We start from the raw sequence: 20,638 nt of genomic DNA on the forward strand, positions 1-20,638 counted from the left end.
TACTTTTCTTTGCTTCGCCAGCCTCGGCGGCCCCAAGAAAAGTAACCAGAAGAAAGGCGACCCAGCCGGGCGGCCCTCCGGGCTTCCCTCAGTCGGTCGGGAGCCTAAGGTCTCCCGTCCTCCTTCGGCGCTGGGCTTTGATGGAGGGGAAGGTCAAAAGCAAAGGCAACGGCCAATTCAACGCGCATTCCACTGACTCGTCATTCCGGTCCTCGGCGGCCCCCTTGCGCCGGAATCCAGCTGCGACGTATGCATGCCACTCAGGACGATTTAGTACGGTCTCGGTAAGCCACCGCAAGCAGCCCGTTGGGCTGCGGACTGGATTCCCGCCTGCACGGGAATGACGAAGTGGTGAGGCGGGCCCATCATTCTTGCGGGCGGATTCCCGCTTCGCGCCATCCGGGCTACACGGTAGCAAGCGCCTGCACGGCCCCCTCCCTCAACGCCCAATAAAAAAAGCGCAGCCAAAGCCGCGCTTTTTTCCAACCCACGAAAACCACCGCAGGGGAGCTTAAATCTCTACCCCACGGCTGTGCAGGTAATCTTCATACCCGCCGACGTAGTAGGTGTAAGTCCCGTCGCCGTTGAGTTCCAGAATCTGCGTCGCCAGCGATGTCACAAACTGACGGTCATGCGACACAAACACCAGCGTACCCTTGTACAGTTCCAGCGCCAGGTTCAAGGATTCAATCGACTCCATATCCATATGGTTGGTCGGTTCATCCATCACCAGCACGTTCGGGTTTTCCAGGATCAGCTTGCCGTACAGCATGCGGCCCTTTTCACCCCCGGACAGCACCTTGACCGACTTGTGCACGTCGTCGCCACTGAACAAGAGCTTGCCCAGCACGCCACGCACCACTTGATCATCCGTACCCGGCTGGGTCCACTGCTTGAGCCAGTCAAACAGGGTGATGTCTTCGGCAAAATCAGCCTCGTGATCCTGGGCAAAGTAACCCAGTTGGGCTTTTTCGGCCCATTTCACGCTCCCGGCATCCGGGCCCAGTTCGCTCACCAGCAGCTTCATCAGCGTGGATTTACCCACACCGTTACCCCCAATCACGGCCAGCTTGGCGCCGGCTTCCATGATCATGGACAAAGACTGGATCAACGGCTTGTCAAACGACTTGGACAGGTTGTTCGCTTCAAAAGCCTGACGATGCAGCTTTTGCTTGTCTTCCATTTCAAAGCGGATATACGGGTTCTGCCGGGACGACGGCTTCACCTCAACCATATTGTCCTTGATCTTGTCAGCCAGCTTCAAACGGCTGGTGGCCTGACGACTCTTGGACTTGTTGGCGGCAAAACGCTGGGCAAACGCCTGCAGTTCAATCACGCGCTCTTTGGCCTTGGCGTTATCCGTCAACAGGCGCGCACGTGCTTGCGTGGCAGCCAGCATGTAGTCGTCGTAGTTACCCGGATAAATACGAATCTCGCCGTAGTCCACATCGGCCACGTGCGTACACACCTGGTTCAAGAAGTGACGATCGTGCGAGATGATGATCATGGTGGATTCACGCTCGTTCAGCGCTTCTTCCAGCCAGCGGATGGTGTTGATATCCAGGTTGTTGGTCGGTTCGTCCAGCAGCAGCACATCCGGATTGCTGAACAGGGCCTGCGCCAGCAGCACCCGCAGTTTCCAGCCTGGGGCTACTTCGCTCATCGGGCCGTTGTGCTGTTCGGTGGGAATGCCCGCACCCAGCAACAAGGCGCCAGCACGCGCTTCTGCGGTGTAACCGTCGTATTCGGAGACCACGCCTTCCAGTTCGGCGGCGCGCATGTAATCGTCTTCCGTCGCTTCCAGATTGGCGTAGATGCCATCCCGTTCCTGGATCGCCGCCCACAATTCGTGGTGACCTTGCATGACCACGTCCAGCACGCGCTGGTCTTCGTAGGCAAACTGGTCCTGACGCAGCTTACCCAGGCGCACGCCCGGGTCCAGGCTGACGTTGCCGCCGGAGGGCTCCAGATCGCCACCCAGAATTTTCATGAAGGTGGACTTGCCGCAGCCGTTGGCACCGATCAAACCATAACGGTTGCCGTCGCCAAATTTAACACTCACTTTTTCGAACAGCGGCTTCGCGCCAAACTGCATCGTGATGTTGGAAGTACTAATCATGTGTCGCGTTTTCCTCGTTATCCAGCGTATAGCGCCGGAAAGCGATTAAAATTCAATATTTTGCCAAACCCGGCATTTTAGCATATCCGGATTGAACTCATGCGTTACGCCCAGCGCCTCTCACAAATCGAACCCTTTCATGTCATGCGCATCCTCGCGGCAGCCCAGCAAATGCAGGCTGCGGGCCGTGATGTCATTCACCTGGAGGTGGGAGAGCCAGATTTCCCAACCCCTCAGCCGATTGTTGAGGCCGGTCTGAACGCACTGGCCCAGGGCAAGACGTTTTACACCGGTGCCTGCGGTATCTGGCCACTACGTGAGGCCATTGCCGGGTTTTATCAAACACGTTTTGGTGTCACGGTTGATCCGGCCCGCATCATCGTCACGCCTGGGGCATCCGGTGCGCTGCAACTGATTCTGGCCCTGTTGGTCGATCACGGGAGCGAAGTGCTGCTGACTGACCCCGGCTACCCATGCAACCGCCACCTCGTCAGCTTGTTGGGTGGTTTGCCTGTCAACGTGCCCGTCGGGGCCGATACGCGTTTTCAGTTGCTGGCCCCGCATATTGAACAGTACTGGCATGACAATACCGCGGCCGCGCTGGTCGCCAGCCCGGCCAACCCGACCGGCACGGTGCTGGAACCCCTGGAGATCAAAGCGCTGGCGCAAGCCTGCAATGCCAGGGGCGGCGCACTGATTGTGGATGAAATCTACCAGGGTCTGGTCTACGGTCGCCCGCATGAAACCGCGCTGAGCCTGGGCGAGGATCTGTTTGTAGTGAACAGTTTTTCCAAATTCTTCCAGATGACCGGCTGGCGATTAGGTTGGCTGGTCAGCCCGCCAGAACATGTGGCCGCACTGGAAAAACTGGCCCAGAACCTCTTCCTGGCGCCCCCTACTGCTGCGCAATGGGCCGCACTGGCGGCCTTTGCACCGGCCACGCTGGAACTCGTTGAACAGCGCCGGCAAGTGCTCGACGGTCGTCGCCAGTATTTACAAAGCGCCTTGATGCAACTGGGTTTCGGCATTCCTGCAACACCTCAGGGCGCGTTTTACCTGTGGGCAGATGCCGGTCACCTGGGCCGTTCTGCCGCGCATTTTTGCGAGAACCTGCTCGCCACGCAAGCAGTCGCGGTAACGCCTGGCGACGACTTCGGTCGCCAGGACAATTTCTTACGTTTTGCATACACCCAGCCAACCAAAACGCTTGAAGAAGCCTGCAATCGAATTCATAACTACTTGATATCGGGTTGATTATCGTAAGTTTTTGACTTAATCTTGGAGAAATTACGAAAAACCCCGCACCGGTTTATTCCTACAAAAAACGGCTCGCTGACATGGCTCAGCTGCAGCGACGCCCTGGTTTCGATAGGCCCAGCAATGTTTGATTTCAAAGGACTGGTAAGCGCTCTGTTTATCAATCGCTCTCTTGAGGGCGTACACGATTACAAGTCGGCCACGCTGATGATGGCCGAGTTGCCAGAGAGCGACATCCTGCAAGCGCAGATCGAGATCGTCAAAGCGCTGCGTCAGCTCAACACCAACGCGGACATCTCGTTCAAGGAACGGGCGCGGGCAGTGCCCTATCTGGATGAAAAGGCCCGGGTACTGCAACGCCATCTCGTCAATATCTGCGAGGGCAGCATTCTGGACGACAAAGCCAGCCCGCAGCAGGTTTTGCCGACCATGCTGGCGTTCTGGCGCGAGATGGGCGACGCCTATCGCATCTGTATCAAGCAGGCACTGCAAACCAGCGCGCGTGGTCAGGAAAAAACCCTGCACCAGTTCAACCTGCGCGCCATGACCTACTACGGTGCCCACGCCAAGTGGTGCTGGCTGCGCTATCTGGACGTAGAAGCCAACGCCTGGCGCAATCTGCACAAGCTGTATCTGTACGCCGAAGAAGGCGGTTACACCGACGCCCCGCTGGCCGCCTGGGATGGCGCGCCCATGACCGATATTCGCGGCGAATATCTGCAAACCCAGATGCTCTCGCTCGCGGCACCAGACAAATTGCAACCGCGCCAGATTGAAACCGTGGCGCACTGGCTGGCCCGTTGGAGCGGCCTGTTGCAGATTGAAAAACACATCCGTCCGCATCACCAATTGTTTGCGGTGAACCTGGCTGGCTCTACGCTCCCCAAACGCCTGCGCCGCGATATGGTGGGCGATAACTGGCGCTACTGGGGCACAGAAGCGCTGGTGCGGCATATGGAAGAAGTGCGCGACCAGCTCAAACAAGGCGCCAACCCGCTGGCGCTGAGCTTGCCGCCGGACGCCGCCACGCCGGGCAATGTGGCGTTGCTGCAGCAAATGGTCAATCTGTGGTCGCAAGATGTACCCCAACCGATCCGCAAGCAGGAACGGCGGGTGGCAGAAAAGAAAATCAGCGTGGTACGCGGGCTGGATCATATCGCCGCGTTCCTGCGCGGACAGCGCCCGGAAGATGGTCTGCCGCTAGCCCGCTGGTCCGTGGAAAACGAAAGCGACGGTGGCCTTGCGCTGGTTTACCGCGCGGTGGATGACGACAAACTGCAAGTTGGCGAAGTGCTGTGTGTCGCCGGTTTCGGCAACAAGCCTTTCACCATTGGCGTGGTCCGCCGGCTGAACAAAACCCGCGAAGGTGACGTGCATGTGGGCGTGGAAGCCCTGACACAAACGCCCGTGGCGGTTGAACTCACGCCCCTGCCTGGCCAGCGCAGCCTGACCGCCATTTATGCGCCAGACAGCCTGAACCCGAACCATGGCCGCTTTATCATCGTGCCAGAAGCGCATTTTGCGGAAGAACGGGAGTTTCAGCTGGCGGCACAAGGCAAGGCCTGGCGCATCAAACTCACCCCGGCCATTGAGCAAAACAGCAACGCTGTGCTGACACGCTTTACCGTGCTGGAAAAAGTCGCGGTCTAGCCCCTACCCGGCAGGCCCGATTACCGCTAGAATACGCCCCTCAAACCGGAGGTCTGGGTGAGTGGTTTAAACCAGCAGTCTTGAAAACTGCCGAGGATGTGAGTCCTCCGTGAGTTCGAATCTCACGGCCTCCGCCAGATACAAACAAAAAACCCGCATAGCGATGAGCTTGCGGGTTTTTTGTTTTTGCACGGGTGCTTGAGCGGTGGGCAAGCGCACGTGGTGGTTCAATTGAAGATCCAGCCAGGCCTGTTCAGCGCAGGCGCGGGCCTGACTGAGTGCCCAGGGTCAGGCGGGCGACGTCCTGCACGCGGCGGCCTACGGCCTTTGGTTTTTCCCGCCGCTATTTCTGCTTGTGTCTGGTCAGTCAGCAGCGCGGATGGCGTGGAGCAGAAATCCGGCCGGGTGTAAGCCACTCTCTGTCTGCTCCCACCTGGCAGTGGCGGTCCGCCTGATCAGGCAGACGTTCCGACAAACGGCCACTGCGACCAGTTTATTGCCCTCCCGAACATTCGTAACGCCCCCAAACCCCGCGAAATCACACGTCCAGGTGGGATATCAGTACATTAGCATTTTATAAATTTACACTAGACGCACGGATGCATTAATTTACAAGTAAGCATTGTATAATCATGATGAATTAAATGAGGAAGCGATCCAGCGGCATCTGGAATGCCTCCCGTAACCTGTGACCGGCTCTTTGAAAATGGCCGGCATTTCAGTTTGTTAGGGAAATTGAGGAAATATCATGATACATAAGCACTTCGCGATCGCGGCTGCCACCACGATCATGTTATCGGCCGCCGCACATGCTACGGTGACCACTCTGCCAGACTCTGCCCTCACGCCGTCCACGTCTTACTACACCGACAACCTGGGCTCGCTGGCCATGACCCCCAATGATGACGGCTCCAGCAGCCTGATCAATCTGGGCTTCAACTTCACCCTGTACGGCACGACCTACAACAGCCTGTACATCAACAATAACGGCAATGTCACCTTTCTGAATGCCCTGGGGGCCTACACGCCGACCGGGCCAACAGGGGTGAATGTACCGATTATTTCGCCTTACTTTGCTGACGTGGATACCCGCGGTACAGGTACCGTCTCTTACCGTGATGATGGTAGTGCGCTCTATGTGACCTGGGATCAGGTGGGCTACTACGGCGTCCATACCGACAAACTGGATAGCTTCCAGTTGGTCTTGCGTGCCGACGGCTCGGTGATCCCGGCCGGTCAGGGCCAGATTGGCTTTTTCTACAAGCAAATGGGTTGGACCACGGGTGACGCCAGTGGTGGTTCCGGCGGCTTCGGCGGTGCCCCAGCGGCGGTGGGTTTTGGTAACGGCGCTGGCGATGCGCAGGTGTTGTTCTCTTCCCAGGCCAGCAACATCAACCAGATCGTGAACAATAGCCACATCTGGTTCAACATCAGCAACGGTGGCGGCGTCGTTGTGGTGCCGTCAGTACCGGAACCAGAAACCTGGGCGTTGATGGGCATGGGCGTGGTGGGCCTGATTGGTGCGGCTGCACGCAGACGCCGTGCCGGCAAGCCGGCAGCGCCGGATCAGTTGGCCGCAGCCTAAGGCAAACTGAACGCCTTTGCATTGCAAAACAAAGCCGCCCTTCTGGGGCGGCTTTTTTGTGTGCAATCCATTTACGGCTGGACAGGCGCAGTCACTTTTTTGGGCGCAAATTTGAGTTCGCTCACCAGCACACCGGCCACAATCAGGGCGCCACCCAGTATCGCCAGGGCCGGCAGGCGATCGCCGGCAATCCGGCCCACCACACCACCCCAGACCGGCTCACCGGCGTAGATCACGGTGGCACGCGTGGGCGATACGGTTTTCTGGGCCCAGTTCATGGTGAACTGAATCACCATGCTCATCACGCCCATCACCAGCACGGGCAAGGCCCAGTACCAGGAGAACGCCGGGATGGCTTCCCCGGCAATGGGCATGCTCAACAGCGCCAGCCCGCCAGCAACCAGAAGCTGCACCACCGTCACGCGGCGGCTATCCACGCGACCGGCAAAACGGCCAATGAGCAGAATTTCGCCAGCCACCGCCACCGCGCAAAGCAGGGTGGCGATTTCACCGGGGCCGAAACTGAGCGAACCAGCTTGCGGGCCGGACAGGCAGATCAGACCGGTAAAGGCAAGAAAGATGCCAAGCCAGCTCATCAGATGGGGCGGCCGCCCCATCACCAGCCATTGCACCAGCGGCACCATCGGCACGTAAAGCGCGGTGATAAATGCGGACTGGCTACCGGTAATGGTTTGCAAACCGTAGGTTTGCAGGCCGTATCCCAAAAAGATGGAGACCCCAATCAAAAAGCCTGCCCAGAGTTCGCGCCGGGTCAGCCCGCGCAAATGCCCACGGCATAAGGCCAGACTCAGCAACCCCGCCCAGCTAAAACGCAGGCCGACAAAGAACAGTGGCCCGGCGTGCTGCATGGCCAGATGAACCACAAAAAAGGTACCACCCCAGAAGACGGTGACCAGAATCAGCGCCAGTTCCTGGCGGCTGGGTAAAAGACTGAATGATTTCATGGAGATAACGCGGCTGACGGTCTGCCCGACCATGCAGGACGATACGGGCTTTGTTTGATATGTGGCAATGCGTGTTTACCGTAACACGCGGCGACCATAAAAACAAAAAGGGAGCATGGTGCTCCCTCTTCTGTCGGTGCTCCGCAAAACGCTCAGAAACTGACCGCGGCGTTCAAGCTGACCGTGCGGGGATCGCCCGCTTTGACGTAGTTGGCGTACTGGAACTCCCAGTATTCTCGGTTGGCCAGGTTGTCGATACCGGCCCGCAAGGTGTAGTCGTAAGCGCCCGCACGCAGGTTGTACACCGCGCCCAGATTGAACACCGCGTAGCCGGCTGCATTCAGGCTGCCGGTCGGGGTAATCATGGTATTGCCGGTGTATTTGCCATCCAGACCAATCTTCAGACCTGCCACGCCAGCCACCTTGTATTGCACTTGGCCGGCTGCAATCCATTCCGGGGCACCGGCCACGCGGTTGCCGCGATTGCTGCTGCCTTCGCCGTACCAGGTTTTCAGGCCCATCAGGCTACCCCCGACTTCCCATTGCGGGTTAACGCGCCAGGTGCCGGCCAGTTCTACACCCTGGAACACCGACATACCGTCTTGCACGTAGACGTTGTCGGCATTGCCGTATTCGGCCCCGCGTTCAATGCGGAACAAGGCGGCAGTGGTGCTGAATACGCTGGAGTCATGTTTGAAGCCCAGTTCGTACTGCTTGCTGCTCAATGGCTTGAGCATTGCGCCCGCGTTGGCGTAGGTGCTGCCAACCGTCGAGCCTTGCTCCAGCGATTCCACATAGCTGGCATAGGCCGTTGTGGCCGGATCAAACTTGTACATCAGCGCGACGGTCGGGCTGGTCACGCCGTTCTTGTCATAAGACGCGGTACTGGCCCCGCTGGCGCTGAATGAGTTCTGCTCGTAGTTGGTATAACGCAGGCCAGCCAGGACAGACCAATGCTCGCCAAAGCCAAGCGTATCGCTGGCGAACAGGGCTTTCTGGGTGATGTCGCTGTCGTGGTAGGTCTTCAGCCCGGCCAGATCGCCCATGCTATTGCTGTTGGCGGCGTAGATATTGCCTGTGCCCAGCAAACCATAGAACGCATTGGCGCCATAGTAATTGGCTTGCTGCTGCCAGGAGGCGCCGGCCGTGATCTGATGACTGATCGCGCCGGTCTGTGCCTTGCCCTCTGCCATGGCATCCCAGTAGTTGAAGCGGTTGGCTTCCTTGCCAATCCAGCGGTAGTCGCTGTAGCTGCCCGAAGCGTCATTCAGGTACAGCGTACTTTCGTTGCGATCCCGAGTGGATTCGCTGTAGCTGTAACGGGTAGAGAGACGCCAGTCCGGAGTGAGCTGATATTGCACGCCTGCGGTATACAGTTGCAGACCGGTGTACAGATGCTGGCCGTCACTATTGAGATTGCTGGTGTCGCCTGGCACCGTGCCCGGCATGCCACTACCCTGGTAGGTGGCAAAACTCAGCGAGGCCGGCTGGTTATCCGAGCGCCGTTGCTGGTTCAACATATTGAACCAGGTCGACAAGCGATCGGTCAGCTGGGCATCCAGCGCTACCGAGACCGAGTTGCGGTTGGTGTGGCCGCCGGTGACGGTATCGCCGCCTTCATGCGTGTAATTGACGCGGGCACCAAACATATTGCCCTCGCCAAAACGCTGGCCAATATCGGCGTGTTCGGTCAGTACGCTGTCATTGGTGTAACCGATATCAATACTACGCACAGGCGTGCCTTCCGCCTTTTTGGTCACGTAATTGACCACGCCACCAGGCGCGCCGAAACCATACATAAAACCCGACAGTCCCTTGAGCAGTTCGACATGGTCAAACTGTTCGTAAGGCAGGTTTACGCCGTAGCCAATGAACGGCAGACCGTCGATCTTGTAGCCGTTCTGCCAGTCCAGTTGCAGCCCGCGCACGGTCAGGTAACTGGCCCAGGCGCTGTTGGCGTCGCTGTTGTCCGAGACAGAGGCATCCGCCGCAAAGATATCGCCCAGCTTGCGGACCTGCCGATCTGCCATGTCCTGACCGCTGACCACGGTTTGCGAGAACGGGGTGTCGATGACCTTGCGCGAACCCAGCGCACCGCTGCTTGAGGGAGTGGCCAGTTCACTCTGTTGCTGCGTTGCGGTGACGTTGACTTCCGGCAAGGCAGTAGCGTCATCGGCAAACGCGGGTGCCGCGAAACTCAGCAAAACGGCGGTTGAAAAAGGGCAAACAAGGCTGGCGCAGGGCGTTCTGGCCCAGCGAGGACGAGATTTCATGGCGGGTTTCTTGGTCTGTGCGATTAATAAATTGCGCACATGGTAATGCGAATTATTCTCAATATCAATTTTTTAATATATCAGGGTTGATACAAATGGGGGGATCACACTGTGGAACACCTGCGCCAGACCGCTGTAGCCCGCGCAGCGAGAATCCGGGCTAACCATGCAGCCAGGCAGGCCCCGGCAACCATCGCCACCCTGGGGCGTCATCCGGGCGATGTGATATGGCCGGCGGGGTGGGTACCGAAACCCATTCAGCGAGCGTGGGAGCCGTGCTCCTGGCGGGCGTGTTCTGCTTCGTTGTACAGCACCACCTGATTACGCCCGTTACGCTTGGCCTGATAGAGCGCCAGGTCCGCGTTTTCCATCAATTGCTGGGTGGTCAACCCCGGCGTCAGGGTAGAAACGCCCGCGCTGAACGAGGCGTGGAACGTGCTGTTGTTGCCGTTCTGCGGGAACGCGCAAAACTGCAAGCGCACGGCGTCGATAAACCGGGAAGCGAGCACGGGCGCAATGCCCGGCAGCGCAACGCCGAATTCCTCTCCGCCGTAACGGCCAATCAGCGCCTGCCCTGGCGCAGTGTGCCGCAAGATACGCGCCAGACTCTGGATCACATAATCGCCCGTCAGGTGACCGTATTCATCATTGACCGACTTGAAGTGGTCAATATCGATCATGGCAAAGGTCAGGTGATCGCCATTGCGCGCGCAAGTCTGGATAGACTGATCCAGATGTTCCACCAGCGTGGTGTGGTTGAGCAGCAAGGTCAGGCTGTCCCGCGTCATCCATTGGCGCAGACGGCGATAACGTTCACAGGTGATGGTGACTGCCGCAACCAGATCTTCCGGCGGCGTGTCTTTGACGAGGAAATCATCGCCACCCATGCTGCGCGCCACCAACTGCTTGTTGCGGCTGACTTCGGTCGAGAAAAAGATGATGGGAATGCCATCAAAACGCGGCTGCTGGCGAATGATATGCGCCATCTCGTTGCCCGAGCACTCTGGCATATAGACATCCAGAATGACGATTTCCGGGCGATGCCGATCCATCATCAGCAAGACATCCAGCGGGCTGCGGGTTTTGAAGACTTCCATGCCGGCGCCATGCAGCACTTTGTGCAGCCAGTGCAGCATGGCTTCAGAGTCATCAACCACCAGTACCCGGAACGGCTCTGGCCGGCGTTGATCCAGCAGTTCATCCAGCCGCGCCACCAGCTTTTGCAGCGGCAGCGGCCGCGCAACAAAATCGGTAATACCCAGGCGCAACAAGGCAATCTGGCGTGAAACCGATTCCCCGGTGGACGACAAAAACAGCGGGCCCTTGCTCAGGCGTTTGATGAGGGGAACATGAAACTCCAGATCCAGCCCTTCGGTCTGAGCGTCCAGGATGACCGCAAACGGCGGCTTGCCATGCATGGCGGCCAACAAGGCCGTGGCATGATCAAACACGGTGGTCTCGAAACCGAAAACCACCAGTTGTTTATCCAGCGGGGCAAGGTCAGACTCCCGCCCCGTCAGCAGGTAAACAGCGGTAGAAGGAGATGTTTCTGTATGCAAGCCTGGGCTCCGCCGCGCCGGACTGGGTAAGCACGAACGCGGGCTGTGTTGAAGTATGAACTTAGCATAGGCTAGGCTCCCGGTTCTGGTATATCACGCCGGGCGTCGTATTAAAACATCGTGACAGCCTGGTTACACGGGTAATCGGGCCTGCCTTGTCAGAGGGCGTTGACGCGCCACTCCTGCTGCCGCACAAAAAGAAATATCAATAAGAATTAATATTCTTTTATGAAATAAAAACAACACCCTATAGTCGTGCAAGTCAACCCGTCACAGGCATGGTTATGCCCGCAAGAGCCCGTTATCTTCTGGCCGAATGGCCCACCTGGCTGCTGCTTATCCTGATCTACAGCAGTTGGCTGGCACTGGCGCTGTGGGCACGTACCCTCAATCCGTGGTTCTGGCATGGCGCCATGACGCTGGTCGTGACCTGGTACATGAGCTTGCAACATGAGTTGCTGCACGGTCACCCTACCCGCTCGGCACGGGTCAATCGCTGGCTGGGTCTGGCGCCATTGGCGGTGTGGTATCCCTATGATTTATACCGGCACACCCACCTGGCGCATCACCGTGAAGACCACCTGACCTATCCGGGGATCGATCCGGAAAGCAACTATCTGGCCCCCGCCGTGTTTGATCGCTTGCCATGGCTACTGCAGCCAGCGCAAAGGGCCAGCCGCACGGCGCCCGGTCGTATTGTGATAGGGCCTTTGCTGTCGGTTGTGGCATTGGCCCGCCAGGCGGTGGCGGCATTGTGGCGCGGACCGGCCAGACTGAGGCGGCTCTGGGCCTGGCACGGCCTGTCCGTGCTGGCCTTGTTGCTGTGGCTGGACCTCGCCTGCGGGATATCCGCCTGGCGCTATCTGCTGGGCGTGGCATGGCCTGCATTAGGGCTGGCCATGTTGCGCTCGCTCTATGAACATCGCCCCGCTGCAGTGCCGGCGCACAGGGTGGTGATCAATGAAGCGGGCTGGTTCTGGCGGCTTTTGTATCTGAACAACAATTATCATGCGGTCCACCATGCCCACCCTGCGTTGCCGTGGTATCGCCTCGCCACCGTCTACCACGAGGATCGGGCCGGTTATCTATTTCGTAATGGCGGTTTTCTGATACCAGGCTACGGTTATTTGCTGCGCCGCCATGCCCTGACGCCTGTCGACCCTCCGGTTTACCCCGCGCTACGTGTGGGCGTATAAACACATTCAATCTTGCCCGACTGCTGTTTTGACCGGCACAGGCGCGCTGTAGTGACTAACCTCAAGCCTGTAAACCCATTGAAGGAAGACCGATGAATTTGCGAGTTTGCCGCCACGCACTGGGTGTTGTTCTGGCACTGAGTCTGTCTTTGGCGCAGGCCGATAGCGCGGTGCGCGTCGGCTCCAAGATCGATACCGAGGGCTCTTTGCTGGGCAATCTGATCTTGCAAGTGCTGGAGGCCAAGGGCATCAAGACAGAAAACAAGATCCAGCTGGGCACCACCAAGGTGGTCCGCAGTGCCATCACCGCCGGGCAGATCGATATTTATCCGGAGTACACCGGCAACGGCGCTTTCTTTTTCGCGGATGAAAAAAACCCGGCCTGGCGCAATGCGCAGGCGGGTTACGACAAAGTAAAAACCCTGGATTTGCAGCAAAACAAACTCGTCTGGCTCACGCCCGCGCCGGCCAATAACACCTGGGCCATTGCGGTGCGCAAGGATGTTGCCAGCGCCAACAAACTCAAAACACTGGCCGATCTGGGCAAATGGATCAACGGGGGCGGCCAGTTCAAGCTGGCGGCATCGGCCGAATTCATTGAACGCCCGGACGCCCTGCCCGCCTTTGAAAACGCCTACGGCTTCAAACTCAAGCAGGAGCAGCTGCTGACGCTGGCCGGTGGCGATACCACCGTCACCATCAAGGCCGCTGCGGAGCAAACGTCCGGCGTGAACGCCGCCATGGCTTATGGTACCGATGGCCCGGTAGCGGCACTCGGTCTGGTGACGCTGGATGACCCCAAGGGCAGCCAGCCTATTTATGCCCCCGCGCCCATTGTGCGGGCCGACGTTCTGGCGAAATATCCCGCGATCAAGACTGCGCTGGCCCCGGTATTCCAGAGTCTGGATAGCCACACGCTGCAAACCCTGAATGCGAAGATCGCCATCGAAGGGCAGGATGCCAAAAAAGTGGCGGCGGATTACCTCAAACAAAAAGGCTTTGTGAAGTAAGTGCAGGCCGTCCACAACCGCGTGCTGCTGTTGCTATGGCTGTTGGGTGCGATGGCGGCGTGGCAATGGCCGCTGCTCACCCATGCGCCGAACCGGCTGGTGACCGGTGTCGGCATGACGTTGGCGAGCTGCCTGACGGGCTGGCATGTGTTGATCCTGATCCCGGCGCTGCTGCTGGGGGTCGCCTCCTTTGTTTCGCCGCGCCCAGCGCGTGAGGTCGTTGTTCTTCTCGCCTGTGCCACCTGGCTGGCTGGCCTGCTGGCGGTGGGCGGCGACGTGGCGCGTACCCTCGCCAATACGGATTCCAGTTACAGCCGGACCTCGTTTGGCGGTGGCACCTGGGCACTGTGGGTGCTGGGCTGGCTGGCTGCGGCAGATGCGCTGGGGCGGTTGAAACTCAATCCGCGCGACACCGTCCTGGTCGCCCTGGCCGTCCTGGCCCCCGGCGTGGTGTTGCTGTTTTCTGGTGCGCTGGCGGAACTGTCCGTGCTCAAGGAATACGCCAACCGGCAGGACGTGTTTGATGCGGCGCTCCTCCGGCACCTGGCCATCGTGGCAGCCACCCTGGTTCCCACCTTGTTGATTGGCGTTCCTTTGGGTGTCGCGGCCTTTCGCCGCGCCGGCCTGCGCGGGCCGTTGTTTTCCGTGCTGAACATCATCCAGACCATCCCGTCCATTGCCTTGTTTGGCCTGCTGATCGCACCATTGGCAGCGCTGGCCGCCCATGTGCCGCTGTTGGGAGAACTGGGTGTCAGCGGCATCGGTGTCACACCGGCCGTGATCGCGCTCACGCTCTATTCTTTGTTACCCATGGCGCGCAGTACCACCGCAGGGCTGGAGCAAGTGCCGGCAGCCGTGGTGGAAGCCGCGCGCGGCATGGGCCTGTCGCGCCGCCAGGTGTTCTGGCAGGTGGAAGTGCCGCTGGCACTGCCGGTGTTGCTCTCTGGCCTGCGCATCACCACGGTGCAGGCCATTGGCCTGACCACCGTGGCCGCGCTCATCGGCGCTGGCGGCTTTGGGGCAATCATGTTTCAGGGCTTGCTTAGCAGTGCGCTGGATCTGGTGTTGCTGGGCGCTGTGCCGGTGATTGCGCTGGCCATCGCAGCGGATGCCGTGTTCAAACTGTTGGTGTCACTACTGGGAGCACGCGGGCAATGATCCAGTTTGAACAGGTGGGTAAACGCTTTGGCGATTTTGTCGCGGTGGATAACCTGTCTTTACGTCTGGCTGATGGCGAATTCACGGTCCTGATCGGCCCCTCTGGCTCGGGCAAATCGACCACGCTCAAGATGATTAACCGGCTGGTGGAACACGATCAGGGCCGCATCCTGTTTGCTGGCCAGGAAATCCGCAGCTTCCGGGAAGAGGACCTGCGCCGGCGCATGGGTTATGCCATTCAGTCGATCGGATTGTTTCCGCACTGGACCGTGGCGCAGAACATTGCCACCGTACCCGCGCTACTCAAATGGCCCAAAGCCCGCGTTGCGGCGCGTGTCGAAGAGCTACTTCATTTGTTGGGATTGCCGCCGGCCGAGTTCAGCCGACGTTACCCGCATCAACTGTCAGGTGGCCAGCAGCAACGTGTCGGTGTCGCACGGGCCCTGGCGGCAGACCCGGAAGTCTTGCTGATGGATGAACCCTTTGGCGCGCTCGATCCGGTCACCCGCAGCGCCTTGCAGACAGAAATCGCCCGGATTCATCAAGTGTCCGGCAAGGCCATTGTGCTGGTCACGCACGACATTGATGAAGCGCTGTTGCTGGCCGATCGCATTGTCATGCTCGATCGCGGCCGTGTTGTGCAAGACGGCACTCCCCGACAGATTCTGCTGGAACCGGCTTCTGATTTTGTCACCAGCTTTGTGGGCCGAAGCGAGGTGGGCCTCAAGCTGTTGGCGCTGGATCAAGTGGCCAGCCGGATGCGCCAGGATCAGCATATCGAAGGCCCAGCGATCACCGGCACAGCCACACTGCGAGAAGCGCTCTCTGCCCTGATCGCCAACCGCACCGAACAACTGCCTGTGGTGGATGAACATGGCCATACCATCGGCAGCATTCATGTGGCCGATCTGCTGGATATCGCCGCATGAACCCGACACGCCGCTGGTGGCTGGACCCGCTCTTCTGGTCTGCCGGCCTGCTGCTGGCCCTGACGTTTGGCATGTCGCATTTGGGGCCGCTGTTTCATGCTTTGTTCCCGGAACAGGAACGCCCGCTGTATGAGCAAGCCTCGTTTCCGGCGCTGGTGCTGGCCCATGTGTGGATTGTGGGTGTCTCCAGCGCCATAGCAGTGATACTGGGCTGCAGCGCCGGATTGTTTGTTACCCGGGAAACTGGCCGGGATTTTCGCCCGTTGCTCGAAACCGTGGTGGCCATCGGCCAGACCTTCCCGCCGGTGGCGGTGTTGGCGGTGGCCGTCCCCTTGATCGGTTTCGGGCCTGCACCAGCGCTGATCGCCCTGGCGCTGTATGGCTTGCTCCCCATTGTCCAGAGCACCATTGCCGGTCTGGAATCTGTCCCCCCACCCTCGCTGGAAGCCGCGCGCGGGCTGGGCATGAGCCGCCGGCAACTGCTCTGGCAGGTTGAGCTGCCATTGGCCTTGCCGGTGATCCTGGCTGGCGTACGCACCTCCGTCATCATCAATATCGGCACTGCCGCCATTGCCTCTACAGTCGGGACGCCGACATTGGGCTCGCCCATTATTGTGGGCTTGAGCGGCTTTAATACGGCCTATATTGTAGAAGGAGCCCTGCTTGTGGGGCTGCTGGCGGTCGTGACGGATCTGGCGTTTGAGCGTTTGATGATCCGGTCACAACCATGGCGACTGACACCGCACAATCGCCCCATAACAAGCGCATCGCCCGCCAGTGCGCAAATGGATAGAGGCCGAATATGAAGGTTTCATTGCCCATGTATTTTGCCGGGCCAGGGGACACAGCACGATTATGGCTGGCACTCAAAGCGGAATTGATCAACCACGAAATCACCGGCGCGCCGGAAGAAATCATCTGGCCCGATCACCTGGTGGAACACTGGTTAGACCCGGATTTACTACTAAGCCAGACCTGCAGTTACCCGCTGATGACCGTGTTGAAAGACAAAGTGCAAAGCGTGGGGTATTTCCATTACGACGCAGAGGGTTGTGACGGCCCGTTTTATTGCAGCATGCTGGTGGTACGCGCCACCGACAAACGCATCAGCCTGACCGACTTCAGAGGTGCCACGGTGGCCTATAACAGCCGTGATTCACACTCTGGCTACAACAGCCTGCGCGCACTGATCGCGCCGCTGTCGGTAGGTGGGCAGTTCTTTGGCCGCGCGGTAGCCACCGGCAGCCATGCCCGTTCCATTGAGTTCATCCGGGATAACCAGGCCGATATCGCCGCGATTGATTGCGTCACGCTGGCCTTGTTGCAGCGACATCAACCCGAGGCCGCCACCGGCATTCGCGTGATCGGTCAGACCGCCCCTTCGCCAGGGCTACCGCTGATTACTGCGCTTTCCACCTCACCAGATCAATTGTGGATGATGCGCCTGGCACTGGCCCATGCCTGTGCCAACCCGGACCAGGCCGCTGCACTGGCCCCATTCGGGATTACCGGCTTTAGCGTGTTGCCCGATTCAGTATGCAATGTGGTCGCGGAAATGGAACAGGAAGCCGCGGATTACGGCTATCTGCAACTATGAAAACGGCGAGCACTTTGGCTCGCCGTCATTAGACACTCATTCACTGATCCACTCGTTCAGGCGGAAGTGGAAATCGAACTACCGGTGGTACTGCTCGAGGCACTGGCGCTTGCAGCGCTTCCCGACGACCCACTACTACTGTCTGCATTCTTGGGATTGATGACCGCGTTCACGTCGTCATCCGTCAAGCTGACATCCCCTTGTGGAATCCCGTTCTGCGACCATTTATCCAGCTCATTCATGATCACATCATGAGTCTGGTTACTGATATCCGGCAGCTTGCCCCCGAAAAACTGGGCGGCGCTGTCAAAGCCTTGCTGGATCGCATCTTTCAGTTGCGCCAGTTTGGTCGGGTCGTTACCCGCCGCCGCCTTGGCAAAATTCAGAATCCGGTCGGCTGTATTCTTGATACCAAACTCACCATCCGGCGAGACGGCCTGCTTGGCCGCCGCAATGGTCTGTGGGTCTGCGCTGAGTTTTTGCTCACCGCTCACCACCTTGGACCACGTCAGCCCCTGCTGCTTGAGCATATTGCCCAGCATGTCGATGAACTGTTGCACCTTCTGATTGGACTGATCGATCATCGAAGCCAGATCCGTCGGCGTGCTGGTCGATGACGTCCCGTCAGTACTATCTGCACTGCTGCTGTCAGCGCCGGAACCAGTCGTCTGACCCTGCATCTTGCGTGGGTCGGTATAGGTAAGGCTCACCGTGGTTTGCGAGTACTCAAACGTCACGCTCTCTTGCGGTACCTGCAAATCCATCGGCGTTGCCGTCAACGAACTATCCGGTTCCTCAACGATCTGGCTGGCACTGTTGGTGGTGTTGCTGTTGTTACTTTGCTGGGTGGCCTGATTACTCAGACTGGTAGCACTGATTGACATCGTTGTTCTCCTCTCGAGGCCCACTAAACCAGCGCGGCAGGCCTTGCGTAAAACAATTCACCCGGTAATCAGGTGCTGGCGCCGCGGGTGACACGGGCCAGCACACGGTATCTATCCTGCCTTTTTCGGCCGGTTTGCCCGAATCTTGATGCTGTTGCGTGCATTGGGCCGATATGTGGTAAACAGCAGCCCGGCCCCCTGTTACTGGAAGGCCACTTCGGCAAAGCTGCGCAATTTGCGACTATGTAATTGATCGACGCCCTGTTCGCGCAACAGTTCCATGGCGCGAATACCGATCCGCAGATGCTGATCCACGCGTTCCCGATAAAACTGGTTGGCCATACCAGGTAACTTGATCTCGCCATGCAGTGGTTTGTCACTCACGCACAGCAACGTGCCATAGGGCACGCGAAAGCGGAAACCGTTGGCCGCAATGGTGGCACTTTCCATATCCAGCGCCACCGCCCGGCTCTGGCTGAAGCGGCGTTGGGGTCGGTTATCGGGCAACAGCTCCCAGTTGCGGTTGTCGGTACTCGCCACCGTACCTGTCCGCATAATGTGCTTGAGTTCCGGCCCTTTCAGACGCGTGATATCTGACACTGCGGCTTCCAGCGCAAGCTGGATTTCTGCCAGCGCCGGAATCGGCACCCACAACGGCAAGTCTTCATCCAGCACGTGATCTTCCCGCACATAGCCGTGCGCCAGCACGTAATCACCCAGTTGCTGCGAGTTACGCAAACCTGCGCAATGCCCCAGCATGATCCATGCATGCGGGCGCAGCACGGCAATGTGGTCGGTAATGGTTTTGGCATTGGCCGGGCCGACGCCAATGTTCACCATGGAAATACCACTGCGATCCGCCCGGATCAGGTGATACGCCGGCATTTGCGGCAAGCGCGGCGGCGCAGCACCCAGTGCATCGCCCGCTTCTGCAGACAGCCCTACCCGACGGGTAATCACATTACCGGGCTCTACAAAGGCAATGTAATCACTGTTGGGGTCATTCATGCTCTCCTGACCCAGCCGGATAAACTCATCAATGTAGAACTGGTAATTGGTGAACAGCACAAAATTCTGGAAATGTTCCGGCACCGTGCCGGTGTAATGGCGCAACCGATGCAGCGAGTAATCGATTCGCGGCGCGGTAAACAAGGCCAGCGGTTGCGGCTCGCCCGGACGCGGGTCGTAGGTGCCGTTGGCAATGCCGTCATCCATGGCAGAGAGGTCTGGCAGGTCAAACATATCGCGCATCAATTGCCGCCGGGCCGGGCTGAGCGTGCCTTCAATGTAGTCATGCTCGGCAAACGAAAAATGCACCGGAATCGGCTGGGAACTGGTGCCAATCTCCAGTTCACAATCATGATTTTGCAGCAGCAGCCGAAACTGCTCCTGATAGTAATCGGCGTAAAGATCAGGTCGGGTCAGGGTCGTTTCGAAATAACCCGGGCCTGCCACAAACCCGAAACTCAGATGAGCACTATCCGCTTCGTTGGAGCGCGCCACGGTATCCGTCTGAATGCGCACAAACGGGTAGCAGGCCCGAACATGACCGCCCAGGTCTTCGCCTGTCACAAAACGCTGCATGGCATCGCGCAAATGATTGACGCTGTTTTCATAAATCAGCTTCACCTGCGCCAGCGCTGCGGCCGGATCGGTGTAACGGGTGGGGGCAATGAATCTGGGCAAATAAGGCAGGGAACGGGAACTCATGCAGGCGCATCCACTAAACGACAACCATAAATGCCGCGCGTGACCGGGCGGCGGACATGCCTGTGAGTCTAACGCATTGCTTATGACATTTACGAATCGCTAGTGATAGCGCACTGGTCCCAAGGCCGCGTACATGACGGAATATGGAATCAAACCCGCCATTCGCGGCTTGGCCGCACCATCACACAGGGCGCGGAAATACCAGACCCGCGCCACAAAATGACGCCCTTCCTGGATCAGGTCTCTGCTTTCCAGCAAATCGCCATTGACGATCATGCGCGCTAGCGGTTCGTAGGCGCCGGCATAGCCCTGCCGTGCCGCCCGTAACATGAAATCCGCCGCTATGGCTTTGTCTGTTGCTACGCCATGACCACGTACATACGCTACCGCCAGATTGAAACTTGCCTTGGCCAGACCCGCGCCAGAGAGATAGCGGAAGCTTTCCAGCGCGCAATGGCGCTCATCCGGGTCCGCGCTTTGCAGCATGCGGCTGGCAGACCGGAACAACTCCAGATTTGTGGGCGTGACCGCCTTTTCGTTTGCACCCATCACAACGCATAAGCCAAAGAGTGAATGAGCTTTAAATTTATGCAAACGAAATGAATGGGTACAGGTGGCCGATCAACGGCAGCGCGGAACGCGCAGGGGGAGTGCATTGCGGGAGCGCACAAAGCAAAACGCCCGTACAGTTGTCTGTACGGGCGTTCTAATGGGTGTCTGGCAATGTCCTACTTTCACACGGGTAA

Annotated in this window: 16 protein-coding genes and 1 tRNA gene; 10 read left to right on the forward strand and 7 right to left on the reverse strand. The window is 58.7% G+C overall.

Annotated elements, in window-relative coordinates; genetic code table 11:
- Nucleotides 1–511: 511 nt before the first annotated feature.
- A complete protein-coding gene (locus HNQ50_RS16840) occupies nucleotides 512–2,119 on the reverse strand; it encodes an ABC-F family ATPase (RefSeq protein WP_184102366.1) in 1,608 nt (535 codons plus the stop codon).
- Between the two features lie 99 nt (nucleotides 2,120–2,218).
- On the opposite strand from HNQ50_RS16840, the gene HNQ50_RS16845 reads away from it, so the two are divergent.
- The 4 genes from HNQ50_RS16845 to HNQ50_RS16860 all read left to right on the forward strand — a co-directional run bounded on the left by HNQ50_RS16845 (nucleotide 2,219) and on the right by HNQ50_RS16860 (nucleotide 6,611).
- Nucleotides 2,219–3,373, forward strand: coding sequence for a pyridoxal phosphate-dependent aminotransferase (locus HNQ50_RS16845; RefSeq protein WP_184102367.1), 1,155 nt, complete (start codon nucleotides 2,219–2,221; stop codon nucleotides 3,371–3,373).
- Between the two features lie 126 nt (nucleotides 3,374–3,499).
- On the forward strand, nucleotides 3,500–5,026 hold the full coding sequence (locus HNQ50_RS16850) for a cyclic-di-GMP receptor FimW-related protein (RefSeq protein ID WP_184102368.1): 1,527 nt from the start codon (nucleotides 3,500–3,502) through the stop codon (nucleotides 5,024–5,026).
- Between the two features lie 47 nt (nucleotides 5,027–5,073).
- Nucleotides 5,074–5,163: transfer RNA gene (locus HNQ50_RS16855), tRNA-Ser, on the forward strand.
- A gap of 611 nt (nucleotides 5,164–5,774) precedes the next feature.
- Nucleotides 5,775–6,611 (forward strand): nidogen-like domain-containing protein, encoded by an 837-nt coding sequence (locus tag HNQ50_RS16860; RefSeq protein ID WP_184102369.1) that lies wholly within the window; start codon nucleotides 5,775–5,777, stop codon nucleotides 6,609–6,611.
- A 71-nt stretch (nucleotides 6,612–6,682) separates the two neighbouring features.
- Here the strand turns inward: HNQ50_RS16860 and HNQ50_RS16865 are convergent, their stop codons facing one another.
- From HNQ50_RS16865 to HNQ50_RS16875, 3 genes are all read right to left on the reverse strand, one after another.
- Nucleotides 6,683–7,609, reverse strand: coding sequence for a DMT family transporter (locus HNQ50_RS16865; RefSeq protein ID WP_246428759.1), 927 nt, complete (start codon nucleotides 7,607–7,609; stop codon nucleotides 6,683–6,685).
- A 119-nt stretch (nucleotides 7,610–7,728) separates the two neighbouring features.
- On the reverse strand, nucleotides 7,729–9,849 hold the full coding sequence (locus HNQ50_RS16870) for a TonB-dependent siderophore receptor (RefSeq protein WP_184102370.1): 2,121 nt from the start codon (nucleotides 9,847–9,849) through the stop codon (nucleotides 7,729–7,731).
- Between the two features lie 257 nt (nucleotides 9,850–10,106).
- Nucleotides 10,107–11,408, reverse strand: a complete 1,302-nt coding sequence (locus HNQ50_RS16875) for a diguanylate cyclase (RefSeq protein ID WP_184102371.1) — start codon at nucleotides 11,406–11,408, stop codon at nucleotides 10,107–10,109.
- A gap of 284 nt (nucleotides 11,409–11,692) precedes the next feature.
- Between HNQ50_RS16875 and HNQ50_RS16880 the strand changes: the two genes are divergently transcribed.
- The 6 genes from HNQ50_RS16880 to HNQ50_RS16905 all read left to right on the forward strand — a co-directional run bounded on the left by HNQ50_RS16880 (nucleotide 11,693) and on the right by HNQ50_RS16905 (nucleotide 17,298).
- Nucleotides 11,693–12,604 (forward strand): fatty acid desaturase, encoded by a 912-nt coding sequence (locus tag HNQ50_RS16880; protein ID WP_184102372.1) that lies wholly within the window; start codon nucleotides 11,693–11,695, stop codon nucleotides 12,602–12,604.
- A 92-nt stretch (nucleotides 12,605–12,696) separates the two neighbouring features.
- Entirely contained in the window at nucleotides 12,697–13,614 is a 918-nt protein-coding gene (gene osmF / locus HNQ50_RS16885; RefSeq protein WP_184102373.1) for a glycine betaine ABC transporter substrate-binding protein OsmF, read from the forward strand.
- The gene (locus tag HNQ50_RS16890) at nucleotides 13,615–14,772 is read left to right on the forward strand and encodes an ABC transporter permease (protein ID WP_308419176.1); all 1,158 of its coding nucleotides are present in this window, start codon (nucleotides 13,615–13,617) and stop codon (nucleotides 14,770–14,772) included. It abuts the gene before it with no gap.
- On the forward strand, nucleotides 14,769–15,701 hold the full coding sequence (locus HNQ50_RS16895; protein WP_184102374.1) for an ABC transporter ATP-binding protein: 933 nt from the start codon (nucleotides 14,769–14,771) through the stop codon (nucleotides 15,699–15,701). Before HNQ50_RS16890 ends, HNQ50_RS16895 begins: the two co-directional genes overlap by 4 nt.
- Nucleotides 15,698–16,507, forward strand: a complete 810-nt coding sequence (locus HNQ50_RS16900; RefSeq protein WP_184102375.1) for an ABC transporter permease — start codon at nucleotides 15,698–15,700, stop codon at nucleotides 16,505–16,507. Before HNQ50_RS16895 ends, HNQ50_RS16900 begins: the two co-directional genes overlap by 4 nt.
- The gene (locus tag HNQ50_RS16905) at nucleotides 16,504–17,298 is read left to right on the forward strand and encodes a phosphate/phosphite/phosphonate ABC transporter substrate-binding protein (RefSeq protein WP_184102376.1); all 795 of its coding nucleotides are present in this window, start codon (nucleotides 16,504–16,506) and stop codon (nucleotides 17,296–17,298) included. Before HNQ50_RS16900 ends, HNQ50_RS16905 begins: the two co-directional genes overlap by 4 nt.
- Before the next feature lie 56 nt (nucleotides 17,299–17,354).
- Here the strand turns inward: HNQ50_RS16905 and HNQ50_RS16910 are convergent, their stop codons facing one another.
- The 3 genes from HNQ50_RS16910 to HNQ50_RS16920 form a co-directional block, all read right to left on the reverse strand.
- The gene (locus tag HNQ50_RS16910) at nucleotides 17,355–18,182 is read right to left on the reverse strand and encodes a hypothetical protein (protein WP_184102377.1); all 828 of its coding nucleotides are present in this window, start codon (nucleotides 18,180–18,182) and stop codon (nucleotides 17,355–17,357) included.
- A 201-nt stretch (nucleotides 18,183–18,383) separates the two neighbouring features.
- Entirely contained in the window at nucleotides 18,384–19,892 is a 1,509-nt protein-coding gene (locus HNQ50_RS16915) for an AMP nucleosidase (RefSeq protein ID WP_246428760.1), read from the reverse strand.
- 99 nt (nucleotides 19,893–19,991) lie between these two features.
- Entirely contained in the window at nucleotides 19,992–20,441 is a 450-nt protein-coding gene (locus HNQ50_RS16920; protein WP_184102378.1) for an SEL1-like repeat protein, read from the reverse strand.
- Nucleotides 20,442–20,638: the final 197 nt, after the last annotated feature.

Source organism: Silvimonas terrae (genome assembly GCF_014202765.1).
GTDB lineage: Bacteria > Pseudomonadota > Gammaproteobacteria > Burkholderiales > Chitinibacteraceae > Silvimonas > Silvimonas terrae.

What these genes read in the sequence shown, in the direction of transcription:
- HNQ50_RS16840 (WP_184102366.1), bottom strand. Translation starts at nt 2,119, where the DNA reads ATGATTAGTACTTCCAACATCACGATGCAGTTTGGCGCGAAGCCGCTG.
- HNQ50_RS16845 (WP_184102367.1), top strand. Translation starts at nt 2,219, where the DNA reads ATGCGTTACGCCCAGCGCCTCTCACAAATCGAACCCTTTCATGTCATG.
- HNQ50_RS16850 (WP_184102368.1), top strand. Translation starts at nt 3,500, where the DNA reads ATGTTTGATTTCAAAGGACTGGTAAGCGCTCTGTTTATCAATCGCTCT.
- HNQ50_RS16860 (WP_184102369.1), top strand. Translation starts at nt 5,775, where the DNA reads ATGATACATAAGCACTTCGCGATCGCGGCTGCCACCACGATCATGTTA.
- HNQ50_RS16865 (WP_246428759.1), bottom strand. Translation starts at nt 7,609, where the DNA reads ATGGTCGGGCAGACCGTCAGCCGCGTTATCTCCATGAAATCATTCAGT.
- HNQ50_RS16870 (WP_184102370.1), bottom strand. Translation starts at nt 9,849, where the DNA reads ATGAAATCTCGTCCTCGCTGGGCCAGAACGCCCTGCGCCAGCCTTGTT.
- HNQ50_RS16880 (WP_184102372.1), top strand. Translation starts at nt 11,693, where the DNA reads ATGCCCGCAAGAGCCCGTTATCTTCTGGCCGAATGGCCCACCTGGCTG.
- osmF (WP_184102373.1), top strand. Translation starts at nt 12,697, where the DNA reads ATGAATTTGCGAGTTTGCCGCCACGCACTGGGTGTTGTTCTGGCACTG.
- HNQ50_RS16895 (WP_184102374.1), top strand. Translation starts at nt 14,769, where the DNA reads ATGATCCAGTTTGAACAGGTGGGTAAACGCTTTGGCGATTTTGTCGCG.
- HNQ50_RS16900 (WP_184102375.1), top strand. Translation starts at nt 15,698, where the DNA reads ATGAACCCGACACGCCGCTGGTGGCTGGACCCGCTCTTCTGGTCTGCC.
- HNQ50_RS16905 (WP_184102376.1), top strand. Translation starts at nt 16,504, where the DNA reads ATGAAGGTTTCATTGCCCATGTATTTTGCCGGGCCAGGGGACACAGCA.
- HNQ50_RS16910 (WP_184102377.1), bottom strand. Translation starts at nt 18,182, where the DNA reads ATGTCAATCAGTGCTACCAGTCTGAGTAATCAGGCCACCCAGCAAAGT.
- HNQ50_RS16915 (WP_246428760.1), bottom strand. Translation starts at nt 19,892, where the DNA reads ATGAGTTCCCGTTCCCTGCCTTATTTGCCCAGATTCATTGCCCCCACC.
- HNQ50_RS16920 (WP_184102378.1), bottom strand. Translation starts at nt 20,441, where the DNA reads ATGGGTGCAAACGAAAAGGCGGTCACGCCCACAAATCTGGAGTTGTTC.